The organism is Sphingomonas gei (genome assembly GCF_004792685.1).
Classification (GTDB): domain Bacteria; phylum Pseudomonadota; class Alphaproteobacteria; order Sphingomonadales; family Sphingomonadaceae; genus Sphingomonas; species Sphingomonas gei.
Map to the genome: position 1 here is coordinate 115,325 of NZ_SRXT01000008.1, position 16,643 is coordinate 131,967.

Here is a 16,643-nt window from a genome sequence, read left to right on the forward strand (position 1 = left end):
CGATGGAAGGTGGCTGCCTCTGCGGCGCGGTACGCTATCGGCTGGCGTCCGCGCCCGATGACGCGGGCTGGTGCCATTGCCGCACCTGCCAGCTGAACTCGGGCAGCCCGGCAATGGCGTTCGCCACCGTGCCGACCGACGATTTCGTCTTCACGCAGGGCGTCGATCTGGTTGGCAAGATCGCGTCGAGCGACTTCGGGCACCGGCGTTTCTGCACGCGCTGTGGCACGCCGTTCCTGATGCAGGTGGACCACCAGCCCGACACGGTCGATTTCAGCATTGCGACGCTCGACGAGCCCGACGGGGTGACCCCGGGATTTCACATCTTCTACGCCAGCCGGATCGCCTGGGCCGAAGCCTGCGACGCCCTTCCACGACACGACCGGTTCCGGCCCGACACGCGCGGGCTGTCGCCGGATTAAATTAACTCGCTTCCGCGCGATCGGCTATCCGCAGCGCGACCGCGTCCTTCACCCGCACTGACTCCCCGACCAGGATCAGCGTAGGCTTGCCTTCAGCTACTGCCTCCACGGCCAGCGGCAGCAGATCGAGCCGGGTGCGCAGGCAGCGCTCGCTGGCGAGGCTGACGTCGCAAGCGATCAATACCGGCGTCTTCGGGTCTAGCCCGTGCGCGATCAGATTGCGGCTGATGTCCGCGGCGGCCGATCGGCCCATGTAGAAAGCGGTGGTGCAGCCGGGATCGGCGAGCTGCGTCCAGTCGAGATCGAGCGGTTCGCCGGCTTTGGCATGCGCCGTGACGAACTGTACGCGGCGCGCGAGCCCGCGCAGCGACAATGAGATGCCCGCCGATGCCGCGGCGGCGCTGGCGGCAGTGACGCCGGGGCAGATTTGCGCACGCACGCCGATTTCGGCGAGCGCCGCGACTTCCTCCATCGAGCGCCCGAACATCGACGGATCGCCGCCTTTCAGCCGCACGACGCGTTCGCCGGCCAGCGCGGCCTCGACCAGGAGCACGTTGATCGAACCCTGATCCTTCGAATGCCGGCCCGAACGCTTGCCCACCGGCACCTTACGCACATGCGCCGGGATCAGCCCGAGCACTCCTTCGCCGACCAAAGCATCATAGAATACCACGCTCGCCGCGCAGAGCAGGCGTTCGGCCTTGCGGGTGAGCAAGTCGGGATCGCCCGGCCCCGCGCCGACCAGCCACACTTCGCCCAGCCCGATGATTGCGTCACGCATTGGCCGCACTCCTGTTCTGCTCGATCAGCCGGCGGATCGCCGGGCGGCACGAGCCGCAATTGGTCCCCGCCGAAAGCGCCGTGCCGACCGCCTCGACGCTGGTCAGTTGTTGCGACGCGACCGCGTGGACGATCGTCTTGAGCCCGACGTCGAAGCACAGGCAGACGATCGGCCCGCGATCCTCGCGCGCGCCGGGCGCAGTGCCGGCCAGTACTGTCGGGCTCGCCGCTTCACCGATCTGCGCGATCAGCCAGTCGCGCGACGGGAGCAGCCCCTCGCGCGTGACGAACAAGGCCGCGGCCAGCTTGCCGTCCTGCAAGACTGCGAGGCGTCGCGACCCGCGAGCGCGATCCAGCGCCTCGATGCGCTCGCCTTTGGGCAGCAGCGCGTCGAGCTGCGCCGGATCGCCCTCGCCGGCGAGTTCGTAGAGCACACCGCCCGGCACCTGCACCCGCGTCGCCCACAGGCAATCGGGCGGGCGCACCTCGCCCGCAGCGAGCAGGAAACCGCGCCATGCTACCGCGACCGGCGCGATCGCCGCAGGAGTCGATTTGAACCCCGGCTGCCCCGAATGCGGATCGACCAATGGGCGGGGCAGCAGCCCGGCACGCCCGCCAGTCGCGTGCTGGTCGGTCCAGTGGATCGGGACGAACAATTCGCCGCGCCTTTGTCCCGCGCTGAAGGTCACCCGGAACACGCTTTCGCCCTGCGGGGTCGAAACGCGCGCCAGCCCGCGATCGGCAAGCCCTAGTTCCACCGCGTCCTCCGGATGCACCTCGACCAGAGGCTCGTCGCGATGCCGCGCCAGCTTGGGGCTCAGTCCGGTGCGCGTCATCGTGTGCCAATGGTCGCGATAACGCCCCGTATTCAGCGTCATCGGCCATTTCGCCAGCGGATCCTGCGGCGCCATCTGCTGCACCGGGATCAACCGTGCCTTGCCGTCCGGCGTCGGGAAACGCCCGTCCGCGAAGGCGTCGCCGCCCCAGCGATAGGGCTCGAGCGCGTCATAGGCTGCATTGCCGAGCGCCGCCTGTCCGGGAAGCGCAAACAGCCGCGCACCGCCATTCTGATACGTCGAGAGCCGCGCGTGCTCGCGAAAGATGTCGGCAGGCCGATCATAAGCGAAGGCCGTCCGCCACCCCATCCGCGCGGCGACTTCCTTGACGATCCACCAATCGGGCATCGCCTCCCCCGGCAAGTCGAGCATCGCGCGCTGGCGGCTGATCCGCCGCTCCGAATTGGTGACCGTGCCGTCCTTCTCGCCCCATGCCGCGGCCGGCAGGCGGACATGCGCGAACTTGCTGGTATCGGTCTCGGCGATGACATCGGAAACCACGACGAATGGGCAGGCCGCCAGCGCGTCGCGCACCCGCCCGGCATCGGGCATCGAGACCGCGGGATTGGTCGCCATCACCCATAATGCCTTGATCCGCCCCTCGCCCACCGCGCGGAACAGGTCGACTGCCTTGAGCCCCGGCTTGCACGCCATGCTCGGCGCCGCCCAGAAGCGCCCGACCCGCGCGACATCGTCGGGCGCGAAACCCATATGCGCCGCCAAGGTCGAAGCGAGCCCGCCGACCTCGCGCCCGCCCATCGCATTGGGCTGGCCGGTGATCGAGAACGGCGCCGCGCCGGGCTTGCCGATCCTTCCTGTCGCGAGGTGGACATTGGTGATCGCGTTGACCTGATCGGTGCCGCGCAGCGACTGGTTCACACCCTGGCTGAACATCGTGACGGTGCGTGGGTTTGCAGCGAACAATTCGAAGAAGCGCCTGAGGTCGGCGGGCGGCAAGTCACACGCCTTCGCCACCGACCACAGGTCGCTCCCCTCTCCAACCTTGTCCCAGAAGTCATCCGGTACGCTGACGCTGCGGGACAGGTAGGTCTCGTCGATCAGTCCATTGATGCGGCAATGCGCGAGCAGGCCGTTCATCAGCGCGACGTCGCTGCCCGGCTTGATCGGCAGATGCAGGTCGGCCTCGTCGGCGGTCTCGGTGCGGCGCGGATCGATCACCACCAATTTGGCGCCCGCGTCGCAGCGTGCGCGTATCCGCTGATAGACCACCGGATGGCACCAAGCGGTGTTCGATCCGACCAGCACGATCAGGTCCGCGGCATCGAGATCGTCGTAGCTCGCCGGCACCACGTCCTCGCCGAACGCGCGCATGTGTCCGGCGACCGCGCTCGACATGCACAGCCGCGAATTGGTGTCGATGTTCGCCGAGCCGATGAATCCCTTCATCAGCTTGTTGGCGACGTAATAATCCTCGGTGAGCAATTGGCCCGAAACGTAGAAAGCGACGCTGTCGGGTCCGTGCTCGGCAATCGTCTGGCGGAATCGCTTCGCCATCAGGTCGAGCGCCTTGTCCCAGCTCGCCTGGCGCTTGCCGATCATCGGATGGAGCAGCCGCCCATTCAGCCCAACCGTCTCGCCGAGATGCGTGCCCTTCGAGCAGAGCCGGCCTTGGTTGGCTGGATGCTCGTGATCGCCCTTGATCTCCACCGAGCGCGCACCGGTGCGCGTCGCAAGGATGCCACAGCCGACGCCGCAATACGCGCAGGTCGTGCGGACTTCGATCACTAGGCCGCCGCTTTCAGCGTGCTAGCCCGGCAGATCAACACCCGCCCACCACTGACCTTCACCGGCACAACCGGCGTACACCCCTTGTCCTCGCCCTGCGCCGAGCCCGTCGCCAGTGCGATGTTCCAATTATGCAGCGGGCAGGCAACGCTGTGCCCATGCACGATCCCCTGGCTGAGCGGCCCGCCCTTGTGCGGGCAGCGATTGACCAATGCGAACACCTGATTGTCGCCGGTGCGGAACACCGCGATTTCTTCGCCCCCGGCAACCGGCACGGTGCGCGAGCCGCGCACAGGAATCTGCTCCAGCCAGCCGATGTCGAGCCAGTCCGCGGTCATGCCATTGCTCCTTCGGGACGAAATTCGGCCATGTGCGCATGCTGGCGCGCATCGTCGGCGACGCGCTCGGCCCAAGGGTCTTCCTGGCTGAAGCTCTGCGAGAACAGGAAGCGCGCGGCCAGCGCGTCGCGGCCCTCGGCATCGTCGGCGATCCGAGCCTTGATATAGTCGACGCCGACTCGCTCGATCCACGGCGCGGTGCGCTCCAGATAGCGCGCTTCCTCGCGGTAAAGCTGCACGAAGGCGGCGCAGTAATGCATCGCCTCGGCCTCCGTCGCCACCTTGCACAGGAAATCGGTGGCGCGGACCTTGATCCCGCCATTGCCCCCGACCGACAATTCGTAACCGCTGTCGACGCAGACCACGCCGAAATCCTTGATCGTAGCTTCAGCGCAATTGCGCGGGCATCCCGACACCGCGATCTTGAATTTGTGCGGCATCCACGACCCCCAGGTCATCCGCTCGATCTGGACGCCAAGGCCCGTCGAATCCTGCGTGCCGAAGCGGCACCATTCGGAGCCCACACAGGTCTTCACCGTGCGCAGCGACTTGCCGTACGCGTGCCCCGAGACCATCCCCGCGGCGTTGAGATCGGCCCAGACCGCGGGCAGATCCTCTTTCTTGATCCCGAAGATGTCGAGCCGCTGGCCCCCGGTGACCTTGACCATCGGCGCCTCGAACTTCTCGACCACGTCGGCGATCGCGCGCAGCTCGCGCGGACTGGTGATCCCGCCCCACATCCGCGGGACGACCGAATAGGTGCCGTCCTTCTGGATATTGGCGTGCATCCGCTCGTTGACGAAGCGGCTCTGCTGGTCGTCCTTATAGTCGCCGGGCAGCGCGCAGAGCAGATAGTAATTGAGCGCCGGGCGGCAGCTCGAGCAGCCGTCGGGCGTGCTCCAGTGGAGCATCTGCATCACTTCGGGGATCGATCGCATCCCCTGCGCGACGATCTCGCGGCGAACGTCGTCATGGCCGAAGCTGGTGCATTTGCACATCGTCTTCGGCCCCGCCTGGACCGCATCGCCAAGCGTGACCGCGAGCAAAGTCTCGACCAGCCCTGTGCACGAACCGCAACTCGCCGAAGCCTTGCACCCGGCGCGCACCGCATCGAGGCTACACGCACCCTTGTCGATGCAGGCGACCACCTGCCCCTTGGAAACGCCGTTGCAGCCGCAGATCTCGGCATCGCCCGAGAGCGCCGCAACGGCCGCCTTAGGGTCCGCCTGCCCCCCTCCTGAGGCGAAGGCTTGGCCGAAGATCAGCATTTCGCGGAGTTGGGAGACATCTTCCTGTTTTCGCAGCAGGTCGAAATACCAGCTCCCGTCGCCGGTATCGCCGTAGAGCACCGCCCCGACGATGCGATCGTTCCTGACCACGAGCCGCTTGTAGACCCCGCGCGAGGCGTCGCGCAGCACGATGTCCTCGGCGCCGTCACCACCCGAAAAGTCGCCTGCGGAGAACACGTCGATCCCCGAGACCTTGAGCTTGGTCGACGTGACCGAGCCCCTATACCCGCTATGCTTGTCGACCAGCCCGTCGGCGAGTGCGCGGCACATTTCCCACAGCGGCGCGACGAGGCCGTAGACGAGTCCGGCATGCTCGACGCATTCGCCGACCGCGAGCACATTGGCATCGCTGGTCACCATGTGATCGTCGACCTGGATGCCGCGCCCGACCGCAAGCCCCGCTGCGCGAGCGAGCGCAGTGCTCGGGCGGATGCCGACCGCCATCACCACGATGCTCGCGGGGATCACCGTGCCGTCCTTGAGCCTGACACCCTCGACCGCATCGGTGCCGAGGATCTCGGCGGTGTCGGCGCCGGTCAGAATCGTCTGCCCGCGCGCCTCGAGCGCCGATTTGAGGAGCCACCCCGCTGCCTCGTCGAGCTGGCGCTCCATCAGCGTCGGCATCAGGTGGATGACCGTGACCTTCATGCCGCGCAGGCTCAGCCCGTGCGCAGCCTCGAGCCCGAGCAGTCCGCCGCCGATCACCACTGCGTCGCCGCCTTTGCCCGCCGCGGCCAACATCGCATCGACGTCGCTCATGTCGCGGAAGCTGATCACCCCGGGCAGATCCTTGCCCGGCACCGGGATGATGAACGGATCCGAGCCGGTCGCGATCAGCAATTTGTCGTAGCCAAGCGTGCGGCCGCTGCGCGAGGCAACTATTCTGGCTTCGCGGTCGATCGCGACGATCGGATCGCTGGAGATCAGCTCGATCCGGTTGTCGCGATACCAGTCATGCCCGTTGATCACGATCTCGTCGAAGGTCTTCTCCCCCGCGAGCACCGGCGAGAGCATGATCCGGTTGTAATTCACATGCGGCTCGGCACCGAAGATCGTCACGCGGTAGCGCAGCGGATCGCGCGCTAGCAATTCCTCGACCGCGCGGCACCCAGCCATGCCGTTGCCCACCACCACCAGATGCTCGCGGCGCACCGGCACGTCGGGTGCCCCCTCCGCCGCCTCGCCGGTCCAGCCTTCGCCAATCAGCTCCATGCTCAAGCTCCAGAACGCAAAAAGGCCGCCATGCCGGCCGCTGGAGAAATCCAGCGCCTGCATGGCGGCCTTGCCAATCACCCTGACCGGCGGTCTGCCGGTCGATGCACCACCGGTTCCCGACCTTGGGAGCGGCAGCTATGTCTTGTTCGAGCGTCCTTGCCCGATACAGAGCATGATGCTGATTCGCGCCGGTTTGTTCAAGTGCGAATTTTGCATTGCAGCACGAGCATTTCGCTTGTCCCCAAACCGTCACCACCCGCGCCAGTTCAGATGCGCGCGCCGCTCGTCCAGGTTGCTCGCCACCGCCCCTCCACCAGCCGCAGCCCCCCCAGCGCCACCAGCGCCAGCCCGGCGAAGATCAAGAACCCCGCCGAGAAGCTCCCGGTCAGTTGCTTGGCGAAACCCAGCGACGAAGCGAGGTAGAACCCGCCAATCCCCCCGGCCATGCCGACCAGCCCGGTCATCACGCCGATTTCGACTTGAAAGCGCTGCGGCACCAGCTGGAACACCGATCCGTTGCCGGTGCCGAGCGCGAGCATCGCCAACACGAACAGCGGCAGTGCGCTCGCCACGCTCGACGCCGCGCTCACCCCGGCCAGCGCGACCGCCGCGACCACGAACACTGCCGACAGCGCCTTCACCCCGCCGATCCGGTCGGCCAGCGCGCCGCCCAGCGGCCGCACCAGCGATCCGGCGAACACGCAGGCCGCGGTGCAATAGCCGGCGGTGATCGTGCTCAGCCCGAACCGGTCGGTGAAATAGATCGGCAGCGACGCCGCCAGCCCGACGAACCCGCCGAAGGTAACCGCGTAGAACCCCATCAGCCACCACGCGTCGGGCAGCTTGAGCGGCTGGAAATAGGCGGTCAGCTTCTTGGGCGCAGGCGCATTCGGCGCGTCCTTGCCCATCAGCATATAGGCGACGAACACGACCGCAAGCGGGATGCAGGCGAGCCCGAGCACCGAATTCCATCCGAACAGCTTGGCGAGCGTCGGAGCGAACAACGCGGCGAGCACCGTCCCCGAATTACCCATTCCCGCGAGCCCCATCGCCTTGCCCTGATGCTCGGGCGGATACCAGCGGCTCGCGAGCGGCAATGCGATCGCGAAGCTCGCCCCGGCGAAGCCGAGGATCACGCCCAGCGCGAGCGTCCCCGCGAAGCTGTTCACGCCCAGCACCCAGGCCGTGAACAGCCCGACGATCACGATGATCTGGCTGATCGCCCCGGCACGCTTGGGCCCGATCCGATCGACCAGCAGCCCGTTGACGACGCGCAGCAGCGCCCCCGCCAGGGTCGGCGTCGCGACCATCAACCCCTTTTGCGCCGCGGTCAGCTGCAACGTCTTGGCGATGTCAGGCGCGAGCGGGCCGAGCAATACCCAGACCATGAACGCCAGATCGAAATAGAGGAATGCCGCGATCAACGTCGGCGTGTGTCCCGATTGCCAGAAGCTCGACTTTGCCCGTGCCGGCGCCGGATCCACATCCGCGCCGCCCCCGGCATAATCGAAGCCTTCGCGCATTAGCTCTGCAATCTTCATCGCCCGAACTCCCCTGTGCCCTAGGCACCGAACAAAGCTGCGCCGCAGGCACGAAAAAAGCCGCCTCCGGCCTCGTGCACATGCAGGGACCGGACAGCGGCTTTGCTGATGATATCGAGAAGGACCGCCCCCGCGCTGGGGCATCCTCCATGGACGCGCATCATCGCGCGTCGACCCTAAAGCTTCCTCAATTCGATTCTTTTCGCAAGTGCAAAAAACTTATCCACGATCAGCGCGCAAGTGCAGCAAGATATCCGCTGATATCCTCGGGATCGAACACCGCACCGTCAAAGAAGCGGTCGGGGCCGAGAGTCAGTGCCCCGCGATGCGCGCCAACCGGCAGCGGCGCGGTCAGCGCGCCTTCCAGCTTCATGCTCGCGCCGGGCATCGGCAGCCCTGCCGCCCCCAGCGCGCGACGATACACATCGGGCCGGAACACGTCTGCCGCCTGGCGCTCGGTGGCGGGATCTGCCTCGACCATCCCCCAGCGCACCAGTTGCGAATAGATCCACAGCGCCTGGCTCCGCCACGGGAACCCCGAAGCCTCGCGGTGGAACAGCACGAACTCGGGAACGGCAACCGGAGCGTCGCCGCGGCGCAGCATCAACTGGCCACTGAGCCCCGCCATGATCCACTCGGCAGGCTGGCCGACATGCTCCGGCCGCTCGAGCATTTGCGCCAGTTCCTCGCGATTCGCCGGGTCGTCGCACCACGCCGCCGCTTGCGACACGGCGACGAGCAGTCGATCGACGGTTTCGGCATTGGCCTCCATCCAGTCGGTGCGCATCGCCAGCACCTTCTCGACTCCGCGCCGCCAGATATTGACTCCCGCCGCCACGATCTCGCCCGCGCCCTCGGCCACGGCGACGCTGTTCCACGGCTCGCCGGCGATGAACCCGTCGATCTCGCCCAGCCGCAATGCCTCCCCCATGAACGACGGCGGCAGCACGCGCAGATTGACGTCGCGATCGGGATCGACCCCGCCATACGCCAGCCAGTAGCGCAACATCAGCGCATGGCTGGAGAAGCGATGCACCACGCCGATCACCGGCTTGCGCTTGTACAGTCCGATGGCGTTGGCAAAGTCGTGCGCGGTCGCCTCGGGATCGTTCACGCGCTTGGCCGGCTCGGGGTCGAGCGCCAGCGCGAACGCGCTCGCCATCACCAGCGCATTGCCGTTGACGTTGAGCTTGAACGGCGCAGAGATTGCCGCCGGATGCTGGCTGAGCCCAAGGTTCACAGCGATCGCCAGCGGCGCGAGCATGTGCGCGGCCTGCACCTGGCCGTAGACCAGCCGATCTCTGAGGGTCGCCCAGGAAGTGGTGCGCACGAGGTTGAGATCGATGCCTTGCCCCTCGGCAAAGCCCTTCGCCCGGGCGACGATCAGCGGCGCGCTGTCGGTCAGCGGCAGGAAAGCAAGCGATAGCGGAGTCATGGCTGCCCCCCGAGCAGGCTGTGCGCGGTGATCAGCGCGTCGGCGACCTCGGCGATTCGCTTGTTCTGGCGCATCGCGGTCGAGCGCAGCAGCGCGTAGGTGTCGGGCTCGGACAGGCTGCGGGTCTGCATCAGGATCGCCTTGGCCTTGTCGATCGTCTTGCGATCGGCGAGCGCGGTGCGCGCCTCGTCGAGCTCGCTCTGCATCCGGGCAAACGCATTGAAACGGCGGATCGCAAGATCGAGGATCGGCTTGACTCGGTCTTTGCGTAGCCCGTCTACGACATAGGCCGAGACCCCCGCATCGATCGCCGCACCGATCATCGCATCGTCGGACTGGTCGACGAACATCGCGATCGGCCGCGCCAGCGCGCGGCTCACCGCGAGCATCTCCTCGAGCGTGTCGCGGCTCGGACTGCCAAGGTCCATCAGCACCACGTCGGGCGCCATCCGCTCCAATTTGGCGACGAACGCGCCCTGCGGCAGCACGACATGGATGTCGTCATAACCCGCCTCGCGCAGCCCCTCTTCGAGCACGGACGCGCGCAAGCCGCTGTCGTCGACGATCACGATCCGCAAGGTCGCAGCCGGGGTCAATCGTCGATCGAGCGCTTGTAGGTCTCGGGCAGCAGGAACAGCCCCAGCACGAGCGTCGCCAGCGCCGCCACCACCGGATACCAGAGCCCGTAATAGATGTCCCCGGTCGCCGCGACCATCGCGAATGCCGTCGCCGGCAGGAATCCGCCGAACCAGCCATTGCCGATATGATAAGGCAGCGACATCGACGTGTAGCGGATCCGGCTCGGGAACAGCTCCACGAGCATCGCCGCGATCGGCCCGTAGACCATCGTCACCAGCAGCACGAGCAAGGTCAGCACCAGCACGACCATCGGCTTGTTGATCGCCGCCGGATCTGCCTTCGCCGGATAGCCCGCGCCGACCAGAGCCGCCTTGGCCGCATCCTGGAAGTCGGCGATCCCGATCGCCGGCACCGCGCCTTCGGTCAGCGCGTCCTTGCGCGGATCGTAGACCGGGATCTGCTGCGCGCCGACCTGCACCGTCGCGGTCGTTCCCGCCGGTGCCTCGACATTGCGATAGCCGACGCCCTGCTTGGCCAGGAAGGTCTTCGCGATGTCGCAGCTCGAGCCGTCGAACTTGTTCCTGCCGATCGGATCGAACTGGAACGAGCATTCGGCAGGATCGGCGGTCACCGTCACCGGGGAAGTCCGCAGCGCATGCGCCAGGGCCGGATTCGCCGCCTCGGTGAGCATCCCGAACAAGGGGAAATAGCTCGCCGCGGCGATCGCGCAGCCCGCCAGGATGATCGGCTTGCGGCCGATCCGGTCGCTCAGCCAGCCGAAGAAGACGAAGAACGGCGCGCCGATCGCCAGCGCGATCGCGATCAGGATGTTGGTCGTCCAGCCGTCGACCTTGAGCGTCTTCTCGAGGAAGAACAGCGCATAGAATTGTCCGGTATACCAGACCACCGCCTGCCCGACGACGGCGCCGAACAAGGCGATCAGCACGATGCGCAGATTGCCCCAGCGCGCGAATGCCTCGGTCAGCGGCGCCTTGGAGGTGGTGCCCTCATCCTTCATCTTCTGGAACACCGGGCTCTCGCTCAGCTGGAGCCGGATCCACATCGATACGCCGAGCAGGACGATCGAAACGAGGAACGGCACGCGCCACCCCCAGTCGGCGAACGCTTCCTCGCCGATCGCCCAGCGGGTGCCGATCACGACGAGCAAGGCCGCGAACAGCCCCAGAGTCGCGGTCGTCTGGATCCAACTGGTGTAGAGCCCGCGCTTGTTGTTCGGGGCATGCTCGGCGACATAGGTCGCGGCGCCGCCATATTCGCCGCCCAGCGCAAGGCCCTGCGCCAGCCGCAGCACGATCAGGACCACCGGCGCGGCGACTCCGATCGAGGCGTAGCTGGGCAGCAGCCCGACGGCGAAGGTCGAAAGCCCCATGATCGCCATCGTGACGAGGAAGGTGTTCTTGCGCCCGACGAGATCGCCGATCCGGCCGAACACCAGCGCGCCGAACGGCCGCACCGCAAAGCCGGCCGCGAACGCCGCCAGCGCGAAGATGAACCCCGTCGTCTCGTTGACCCCCGAGAAGAATTTGGTCGAGATGATCGTGGCGAGCAGCCCGTAGAGGTAGAAATCATACCATTCGAACACCGTGCCGAGCGACGATGCCGCGATCACCAGCTTCTCGTTCTGCGTCGCCTTGTGGTGATCGGGCTGCCCCGCGGTCTCGGCCATGAATCGCTCCCCTCTTGTTATCGCTACCCAACCACAAGCCGGCGCGGCTGCAAACCCCTCGCGCTTCACAGCGGCGGCACATCGTTCTAGATAGCCAGAATGATCGACCGCTACTTCCTGTCTCACCCGCGCAGCGTCGGCGAAAGCTATGGCGAGCACGCCGCCACCGCCGCACGCTTCGGCTTCACCATGATCCTGGGCGGCGCCGCCTGCGTGATCCACGCGGTGCTGCCCAACCTGTTCACCCGCACCGCGAGCGACACGGTCAAGCGGCTCTACGGCCAGATGAAGGCGCGCCAGCCCGCTTTCTCGCAGGAGCGCCCGGCGTTCCAGCAGCCCGAGTGGCAGATCGAATACGAAATCTAGCCGGGTGATCGAACACGTCGCCATCATCGGCGCAGGCTTTTCGGGGACGCTGCAGGCGATCAACCTGCTCCGCCACAAGGGCCCGCGCGCCACGCTGATCGAGCGCGCGCCGGTCGCCGGCACCGGGCTCGCTTATGGCGCCGCGCACCCGAGCCATGTGCTCAACGTCCGCGCCGGCAACATGAGCGCCTTCCCCGACGACCCGTCGCACTTCGTCCGCTGGATCGAGGCGCGCGGCGTGGCCGACGCGCCCAGCGCGTTCATCCCGCGCGTAATCTATGGCGAGTATCTTCGCGAGCTGCTCGAAGCCGCGCTGCGCGATCCCAGCGGCCGGCTCACCCTGCTCCGCGACGAGGTCCAGGACGTCAAACTCGACGGCGGCGTGAAGGTCCGGCTCCGCGACCACACGCTCGAAGCCGATGCCGCCGTGCTCGCGGTCGGCAACCTGCCGCCGCACGACCCGCCCGGGCTCGACCCGGAAAAGCTCTCGGCGCATCGCTACAAGGGCGATCCCTGGGACGCCTCGGTCCCCGAAAACCTCTCCCCCGACGATACCGTCCTCGTCATCGGCACCGGCCTCACCATGGTCGATGTCGTCCTCTTGCTCGACGCGCGCGGCTTCCGCGGCAGGATCGTCGCGCTCTCGCGGCGCGGCCTCCTCCCGCGCCCGCACGGTCCCGGCACCGACTGGCAGAGGATCGACGAGCGCCCCGCCAGCACTGCCTCGCGCCTCCTCCAGTCGGTCCGCAGCCGCGGCGACGCGGTCGGCTGGCGCAACGCAGTCGACGAGCTCCGCCCGTTCACCCAGGCGATGTGGGGCAATGCCAGCGAAGCCGAGCGCAGCCGCTTCCTGCGGCATTTGCGCCCGTGGTGGGACGTCCACCGCCACCGTCTCGCGCCAGAAGTCTTCGCTCGTCTGACCGCCGTGACCCAGCGCGGCCAGCTCGAAGTGATTGCCGCTAAGACGCTCGGCTTCGCCGAGCAGCCGGACGGCATCCAGATCGACTTCCGCCGCCGCGGTACCGACGCTGCCGAAACGCTGCTCGCCCAGCGCATCGTCAACTGCACCGGCCCGCTCGGAGACCTGGCCCGCACCCAGGAACCCTTGCTCCAGAAGCTCGCGGCACGCGGGCTGATCCGCCCCGACGCCGCCCATCTGGGCATCGACGTCGACAATCAGGGCCAGACGATCGCCGCCGACGGCCGCGCCAACCCGAACCTCTACGCTCTGGGCCCAATGACGCGCGGAGCGTTCTGGGAAATCGTCGCCGTGCCCGACATCCGGACACAGACCTGGAACGTAGCCCGCCGCCTCTCCAACGCCCATTGGGTCGGCGGCGAAGGGCTCTAGCGTTACGCCGGACAGAGTTGGTATCAATTGACACTATCTGGCGGGTCGCGTATTTCCCCCGCATGGAAAACCCCGCAAATCCGCTCGGCCTCAACGGCTTCGAATTCGTCGAGTTCACTTCGCCCGACCCCGACGCGATGGCGCGCCAGTTCGAGCAGATGGGCTTCGTCGCCAGCCACACGCACCCGCGCAAGCACGTCACCCGCTACAAGCAGGGCCGCATCAACCTGATGTTGAACCGCGATGAGACCGGTCGCGTTGCCGAGTTCCGCGCGGCGCACGGCCCGTCCGCGAGCGCGATGGCGTTCCGCGTCGCCGATCCCGTCGCCGCGATGGCATGGGCGCTCGAAAACGGCGGCGAGCGCACCGACGAGGACGACACCGTCATCCGCGGGATCGGCGGCTCGTATCTCTATTTCATCAGAGACGGCGCCGACCTCTATGCCGATTGGGACGAGGTCCCCGGCTGGCAGCAGGCGGAGGCCGAGAACAATGTCGGGCTCGATCTGCTCGACCACCTCACACACAATGTCCGCCGCGGGCAGATGCGAGTGTGGTCGGAATTTTACAAGACGCTGTTCGGCTTCGAGGAGCAGAAGTATTTCGACATCAAAGGCCAGGCGACCGGGCTGTTCAGCCAGGCGATGATCGCCCCCGACAAGGCGATCCGCATCCCCTTGAACGAGAGCCAGGACGACAAGAGCCAGATCGAGGAATTCATCCGCGAATATCACGGCGAAGGCATCCAGCATCTCGCGCTGACCACGCCCGACATCTACGACACCGTCGAGCGGCTGCGCGCCCGCGGCGTCAAGCTGCAGGATACGATCGAGACCTATTTCGAGCTGATCGACAAGCGCGTCCCTGGGCATGGTGAGGATATCGAGCGGCTCAGGAAGAACCGCATCCTGATAGACGGCAGCGTCGAGAGCGGCGAGGGCCTGCTGCTCCAGATCTTCACCGAGAACATGTTCGGCCCGATCTTCTTCGAAATCATCCAGCGCAAGGGCAATGAAGGCTTCGGCAACGGCAATTTCCAGGCGCTGTTCGAGAGCATCGAGCTCGACCAGATCCGCCGCGGCGTGATCAAGGTCGACGCCTGAGATCAAAAGAAGATAGAGGTTCGCGCGGAGACGCGGAGCGTTTGCTTGCGCCAGCCGCCTTCCGTTTCTGGCTGCGGAAATCCTGCCGCCAAGGCGACGGGACGCATGGGCTGCAGGCACAAATCTCCGCGTCTCCGCGCGAACCAATTTCTTCTTCCTGCCCACGCCGAATGCTATTCCCGGAGGCCAGAATGACCGACTATTTCCCCGGCTTCGGCAACCATGTCTCGACCGAGGCCGTCCCCGGCGCCCTTCCCGTCGGCCGCAACAGCCCACAACGCCCCGCCTTCGGCCTTTACGCCGAGCAGCTTTCGGGCACCGCGTTCACTGCGCCGCGGCACGAGAATCGTCGCTCGTGGCTCTATCGCCTGCGCCCGAGCGCCGAACATCCGCCCTTTACGCGCTACGAAGGCGCAAAGAACTTCGCCCCTGGTGCCGTTCGGGCGCCCCTCGCCCCCAATCGCCTGCGCTGGGACCCAATCGAAGCACCCGCCCCGAACACCGATCTGATCGACGGCATGACGACGATGCTCGTCAATCGCGACCCCGCCGATCTGGAGGGCGTCGCGCTCCACCTCTATGCCGCCAACCAGGATATGGACGCGCGGGTCTTCGTCGATGCCGATGGCGAATTGCTGTTCATTCCGCAGGCAGGCCGGCTGCAATTGCTTACCGAACTCGGCCGGATCGACATCGCCCCAGGCCAGATTGCGCTGATTCCCCGCGGCGTGAAGTTTCGTGCGTTGGTCCCCGACGGCGAGGCGCGCGGCTATGTCGCCGAGAATCATGGAAGCCTGTTCCGCCTCCCCGATCTCGGCCCGATCGGCGCCAACGGACTCGCCAATCCGCGCGATTTCGAAGCCCCGGCGGCGTGGTTCGAGGATCGCGACGAGCCGTTCGAGATTGTGCAAAAGTCGTTGGGAAACCTGTGGACAACCACGCTCGACCATAGCCCGCTCGACGTGGTTGCGTGGCACGGCAATTTCGCGCCGTGGCGCTACGATCTCGCCCGCTTCAACACGATCAACACGGTCAGCTTCGACCATCCCGATCCGTCGATCTTCACTGTGCTCACCAGCCCGAGCGACGTGCCCGGCCGCGCCAATGTGGACTTCGTGATCTTCCCGCCGCGATGGATGGTCGCCGAGGACAGTTTCCGCCCGCCCTGGTTCCACCGCAACGTGATGAGCGAGGCGATGGGACTGATCCACGGCGCCTATGACGCCAAAGCCGAGGGCTTCGCGCCGGGCGGTCTCTCGCTGCACAATTTGATGTCGGGCCACGGCCCCGATGTCGCCAGCTGGGAACGCGCGAGCAACGCAGATCTCAAGCCGCACAAGATCGAAGGCACGATGGCGTTCATGATCGAGACCTGCTGGCCGTATCGGCCGACAGCGTTTGCGCTGGAGCGGGCACAGCCGGATTACGACGCCGCGTGGCAGGGTTTCCCCAAGGCGAAGCTGCCGCAGTGAAATCACTCCCTCTCCCCGTTCGTGCTGAGCTTGTCGAAGCACCGTTCTTCTTTCGAACGGAAGAACAAGAACCGCCCTTCGACAATCTCAGGGCGATCGGTTGTGGGTGATCGCCTCACCACCACGCCCCCCAACGTCACGCTCGGCCCGCTCACCATCGTCGTCGACGGCCGCGCGCGCGGGTTCGTGCTCGAGATGCGCGCCGGGCGCTTCCACGGCTTCGTCGTGCGTCGCGGCGAAGAGGTCCATGGCTATGTCGATCGCTGCCCGCACATGGGGCTGCCGCTCGCGCGCGATCTCGACGAATATGTCACGCCACGCGGCGACTTGCTGATGTGCTCGTGGCACGGCGCGATGTTCCGCATCGAGGACGGGTTCTGCGTGGGCGGCCCCTGCGGCGGCGCTTCGCTCCAGCCTTGGCCGGTCGCAGTGAAAGACGGGATGCTCGTGACCGCCTGACGGCTTGCGATCGGGCGCGAGATC

At 66.7% G+C, this 16,643-nt stretch carries 14 protein-coding genes; 6 read left to right on the forward strand and 8 right to left on the reverse strand.

The window, feature by feature from the left end:
* Positions 1-2 precede the first annotated feature (2 nt).
* The gene (locus E5A73_RS19265; RefSeq protein WP_135965474.1) at positions 3-422 is read left to right on the forward strand and encodes a GFA family protein; all 420 of its coding nucleotides are present in this window, start codon (positions 3-5) and stop codon (positions 420-422) included.
* Position 423: 1 nt separating this feature from the next.
* Here E5A73_RS19265 and cobA read toward each other — a convergent pair whose 3' ends face one another.
* The 8 genes from cobA to E5A73_RS19305 all read right to left on the reverse strand — a co-directional run bounded on the left by cobA (position 424) and on the right by E5A73_RS19305 (position 11,868).
* Positions 424-1,203 carry a uroporphyrinogen-III C-methyltransferase gene (cobA, locus tag E5A73_RS19270; RefSeq protein WP_420822589.1) on the reverse strand — a complete coding sequence of 260 codons (780 nt, stop codon included), beginning with the start codon at positions 1,201-1,203 and terminating at the stop codon, positions 424-426.
* Positions 1,196-3,781 (reverse strand): nitrate reductase, encoded by a 2,586-nt coding sequence (locus E5A73_RS19275; RefSeq protein WP_135965526.1) that lies wholly within the window; start codon positions 3,779-3,781, stop codon positions 1,196-1,198. Before E5A73_RS19275 ends, cobA begins: the two co-directional genes overlap by 8 nt.
* 2 nt (positions 3,782-3,783) lie before the next feature.
* Positions 3,784-4,122: a nitrite reductase small subunit NirD gene (gene nirD / locus E5A73_RS19280; RefSeq protein ID WP_135965476.1), complete on the reverse strand. Its 339-nt coding sequence runs from the start codon at positions 4,120-4,122 to the stop codon at positions 3,784-3,786.
* Positions 4,119-6,623: a nitrite reductase large subunit NirB gene (gene nirB / locus E5A73_RS19285; protein ID WP_135965477.1), complete on the reverse strand. Its 2,505-nt coding sequence runs from the start codon at positions 6,621-6,623 to the stop codon at positions 4,119-4,121. Before nirB ends, nirD begins: the two co-directional genes overlap by 4 nt.
* Before the next feature lie 269 nt (positions 6,624-6,892).
* Positions 6,893-8,149 carry a nitrate/nitrite transporter gene (locus E5A73_RS19290; protein WP_135965527.1) on the reverse strand — a complete coding sequence of 419 codons (1,257 nt, stop codon included), beginning with the start codon at positions 8,147-8,149 and terminating at the stop codon, positions 6,893-6,895.
* A gap of 247 nt (positions 8,150-8,396) precedes the next feature.
* A complete protein-coding gene (locus E5A73_RS19295; protein ID WP_135965478.1) occupies positions 8,397-9,602 on the reverse strand; it encodes a CmpA/NrtA family ABC transporter substrate-binding protein in 1,206 nt (401 codons plus the stop codon).
* Positions 9,599-10,180, reverse strand: coding sequence for an ANTAR domain-containing response regulator (locus tag E5A73_RS19300; RefSeq protein ID WP_135965528.1), 582 nt, complete (start codon positions 10,178-10,180; stop codon positions 9,599-9,601). The genes E5A73_RS19295 and E5A73_RS19300 overlap by 4 nt, the downstream gene beginning before the upstream one ends.
* 14 nt (positions 10,181-10,194) lie before the next feature.
* Entirely contained in the window at positions 10,195-11,868 is a 1,674-nt protein-coding gene (locus tag E5A73_RS19305; RefSeq protein ID WP_135965479.1) for an MFS transporter, read from the reverse strand.
* Positions 11,869-11,967: 99 nt separating this feature from the next.
* On the opposite strand from E5A73_RS19305, the gene E5A73_RS19310 reads away from it, so the two are divergent.
* The 5 genes from E5A73_RS19310 to E5A73_RS19330 all read left to right on the forward strand — a co-directional run bounded on the left by E5A73_RS19310 (position 11,968) and on the right by E5A73_RS19330 (position 16,619).
* Entirely contained in the window at positions 11,968-12,234 is a 267-nt protein-coding gene (locus tag E5A73_RS19310; RefSeq protein WP_135965480.1) for a DUF6356 family protein, read from the forward strand.
* Between the two features lie 4 nt (positions 12,235-12,238).
* Positions 12,239-13,585 carry an FAD/NAD(P)-binding protein gene (locus E5A73_RS19315; RefSeq protein WP_135965481.1) on the forward strand — a complete coding sequence of 449 codons (1,347 nt, stop codon included), beginning with the start codon at positions 12,239-12,241 and terminating at the stop codon, positions 13,583-13,585.
* A gap of 62 nt (positions 13,586-13,647) precedes the next feature.
* The gene (hppD, locus tag E5A73_RS19320) at positions 13,648-14,688 is read left to right on the forward strand and encodes a 4-hydroxyphenylpyruvate dioxygenase (RefSeq protein ID WP_135965482.1); all 1,041 of its coding nucleotides are present in this window, start codon (positions 13,648-13,650) and stop codon (positions 14,686-14,688) included.
* A gap of 191 nt (positions 14,689-14,879) precedes the next feature.
* On the forward strand, positions 14,880-16,160 hold the full coding sequence (hmgA, locus tag E5A73_RS19325; RefSeq protein WP_135965483.1) for a homogentisate 1,2-dioxygenase: 1,281 nt from the start codon (positions 14,880-14,882) through the stop codon (positions 16,158-16,160).
* A 102-nt stretch (positions 16,161-16,262) separates the two neighbouring features.
* Positions 16,263-16,619 carry a Rieske (2Fe-2S) protein gene (locus tag E5A73_RS19330; RefSeq protein WP_240700282.1) on the forward strand — a complete coding sequence of 119 codons (357 nt, stop codon included), beginning with the start codon at positions 16,263-16,265 and terminating at the stop codon, positions 16,617-16,619.
* Positions 16,620-16,643: the final 24 nt, after the last annotated feature.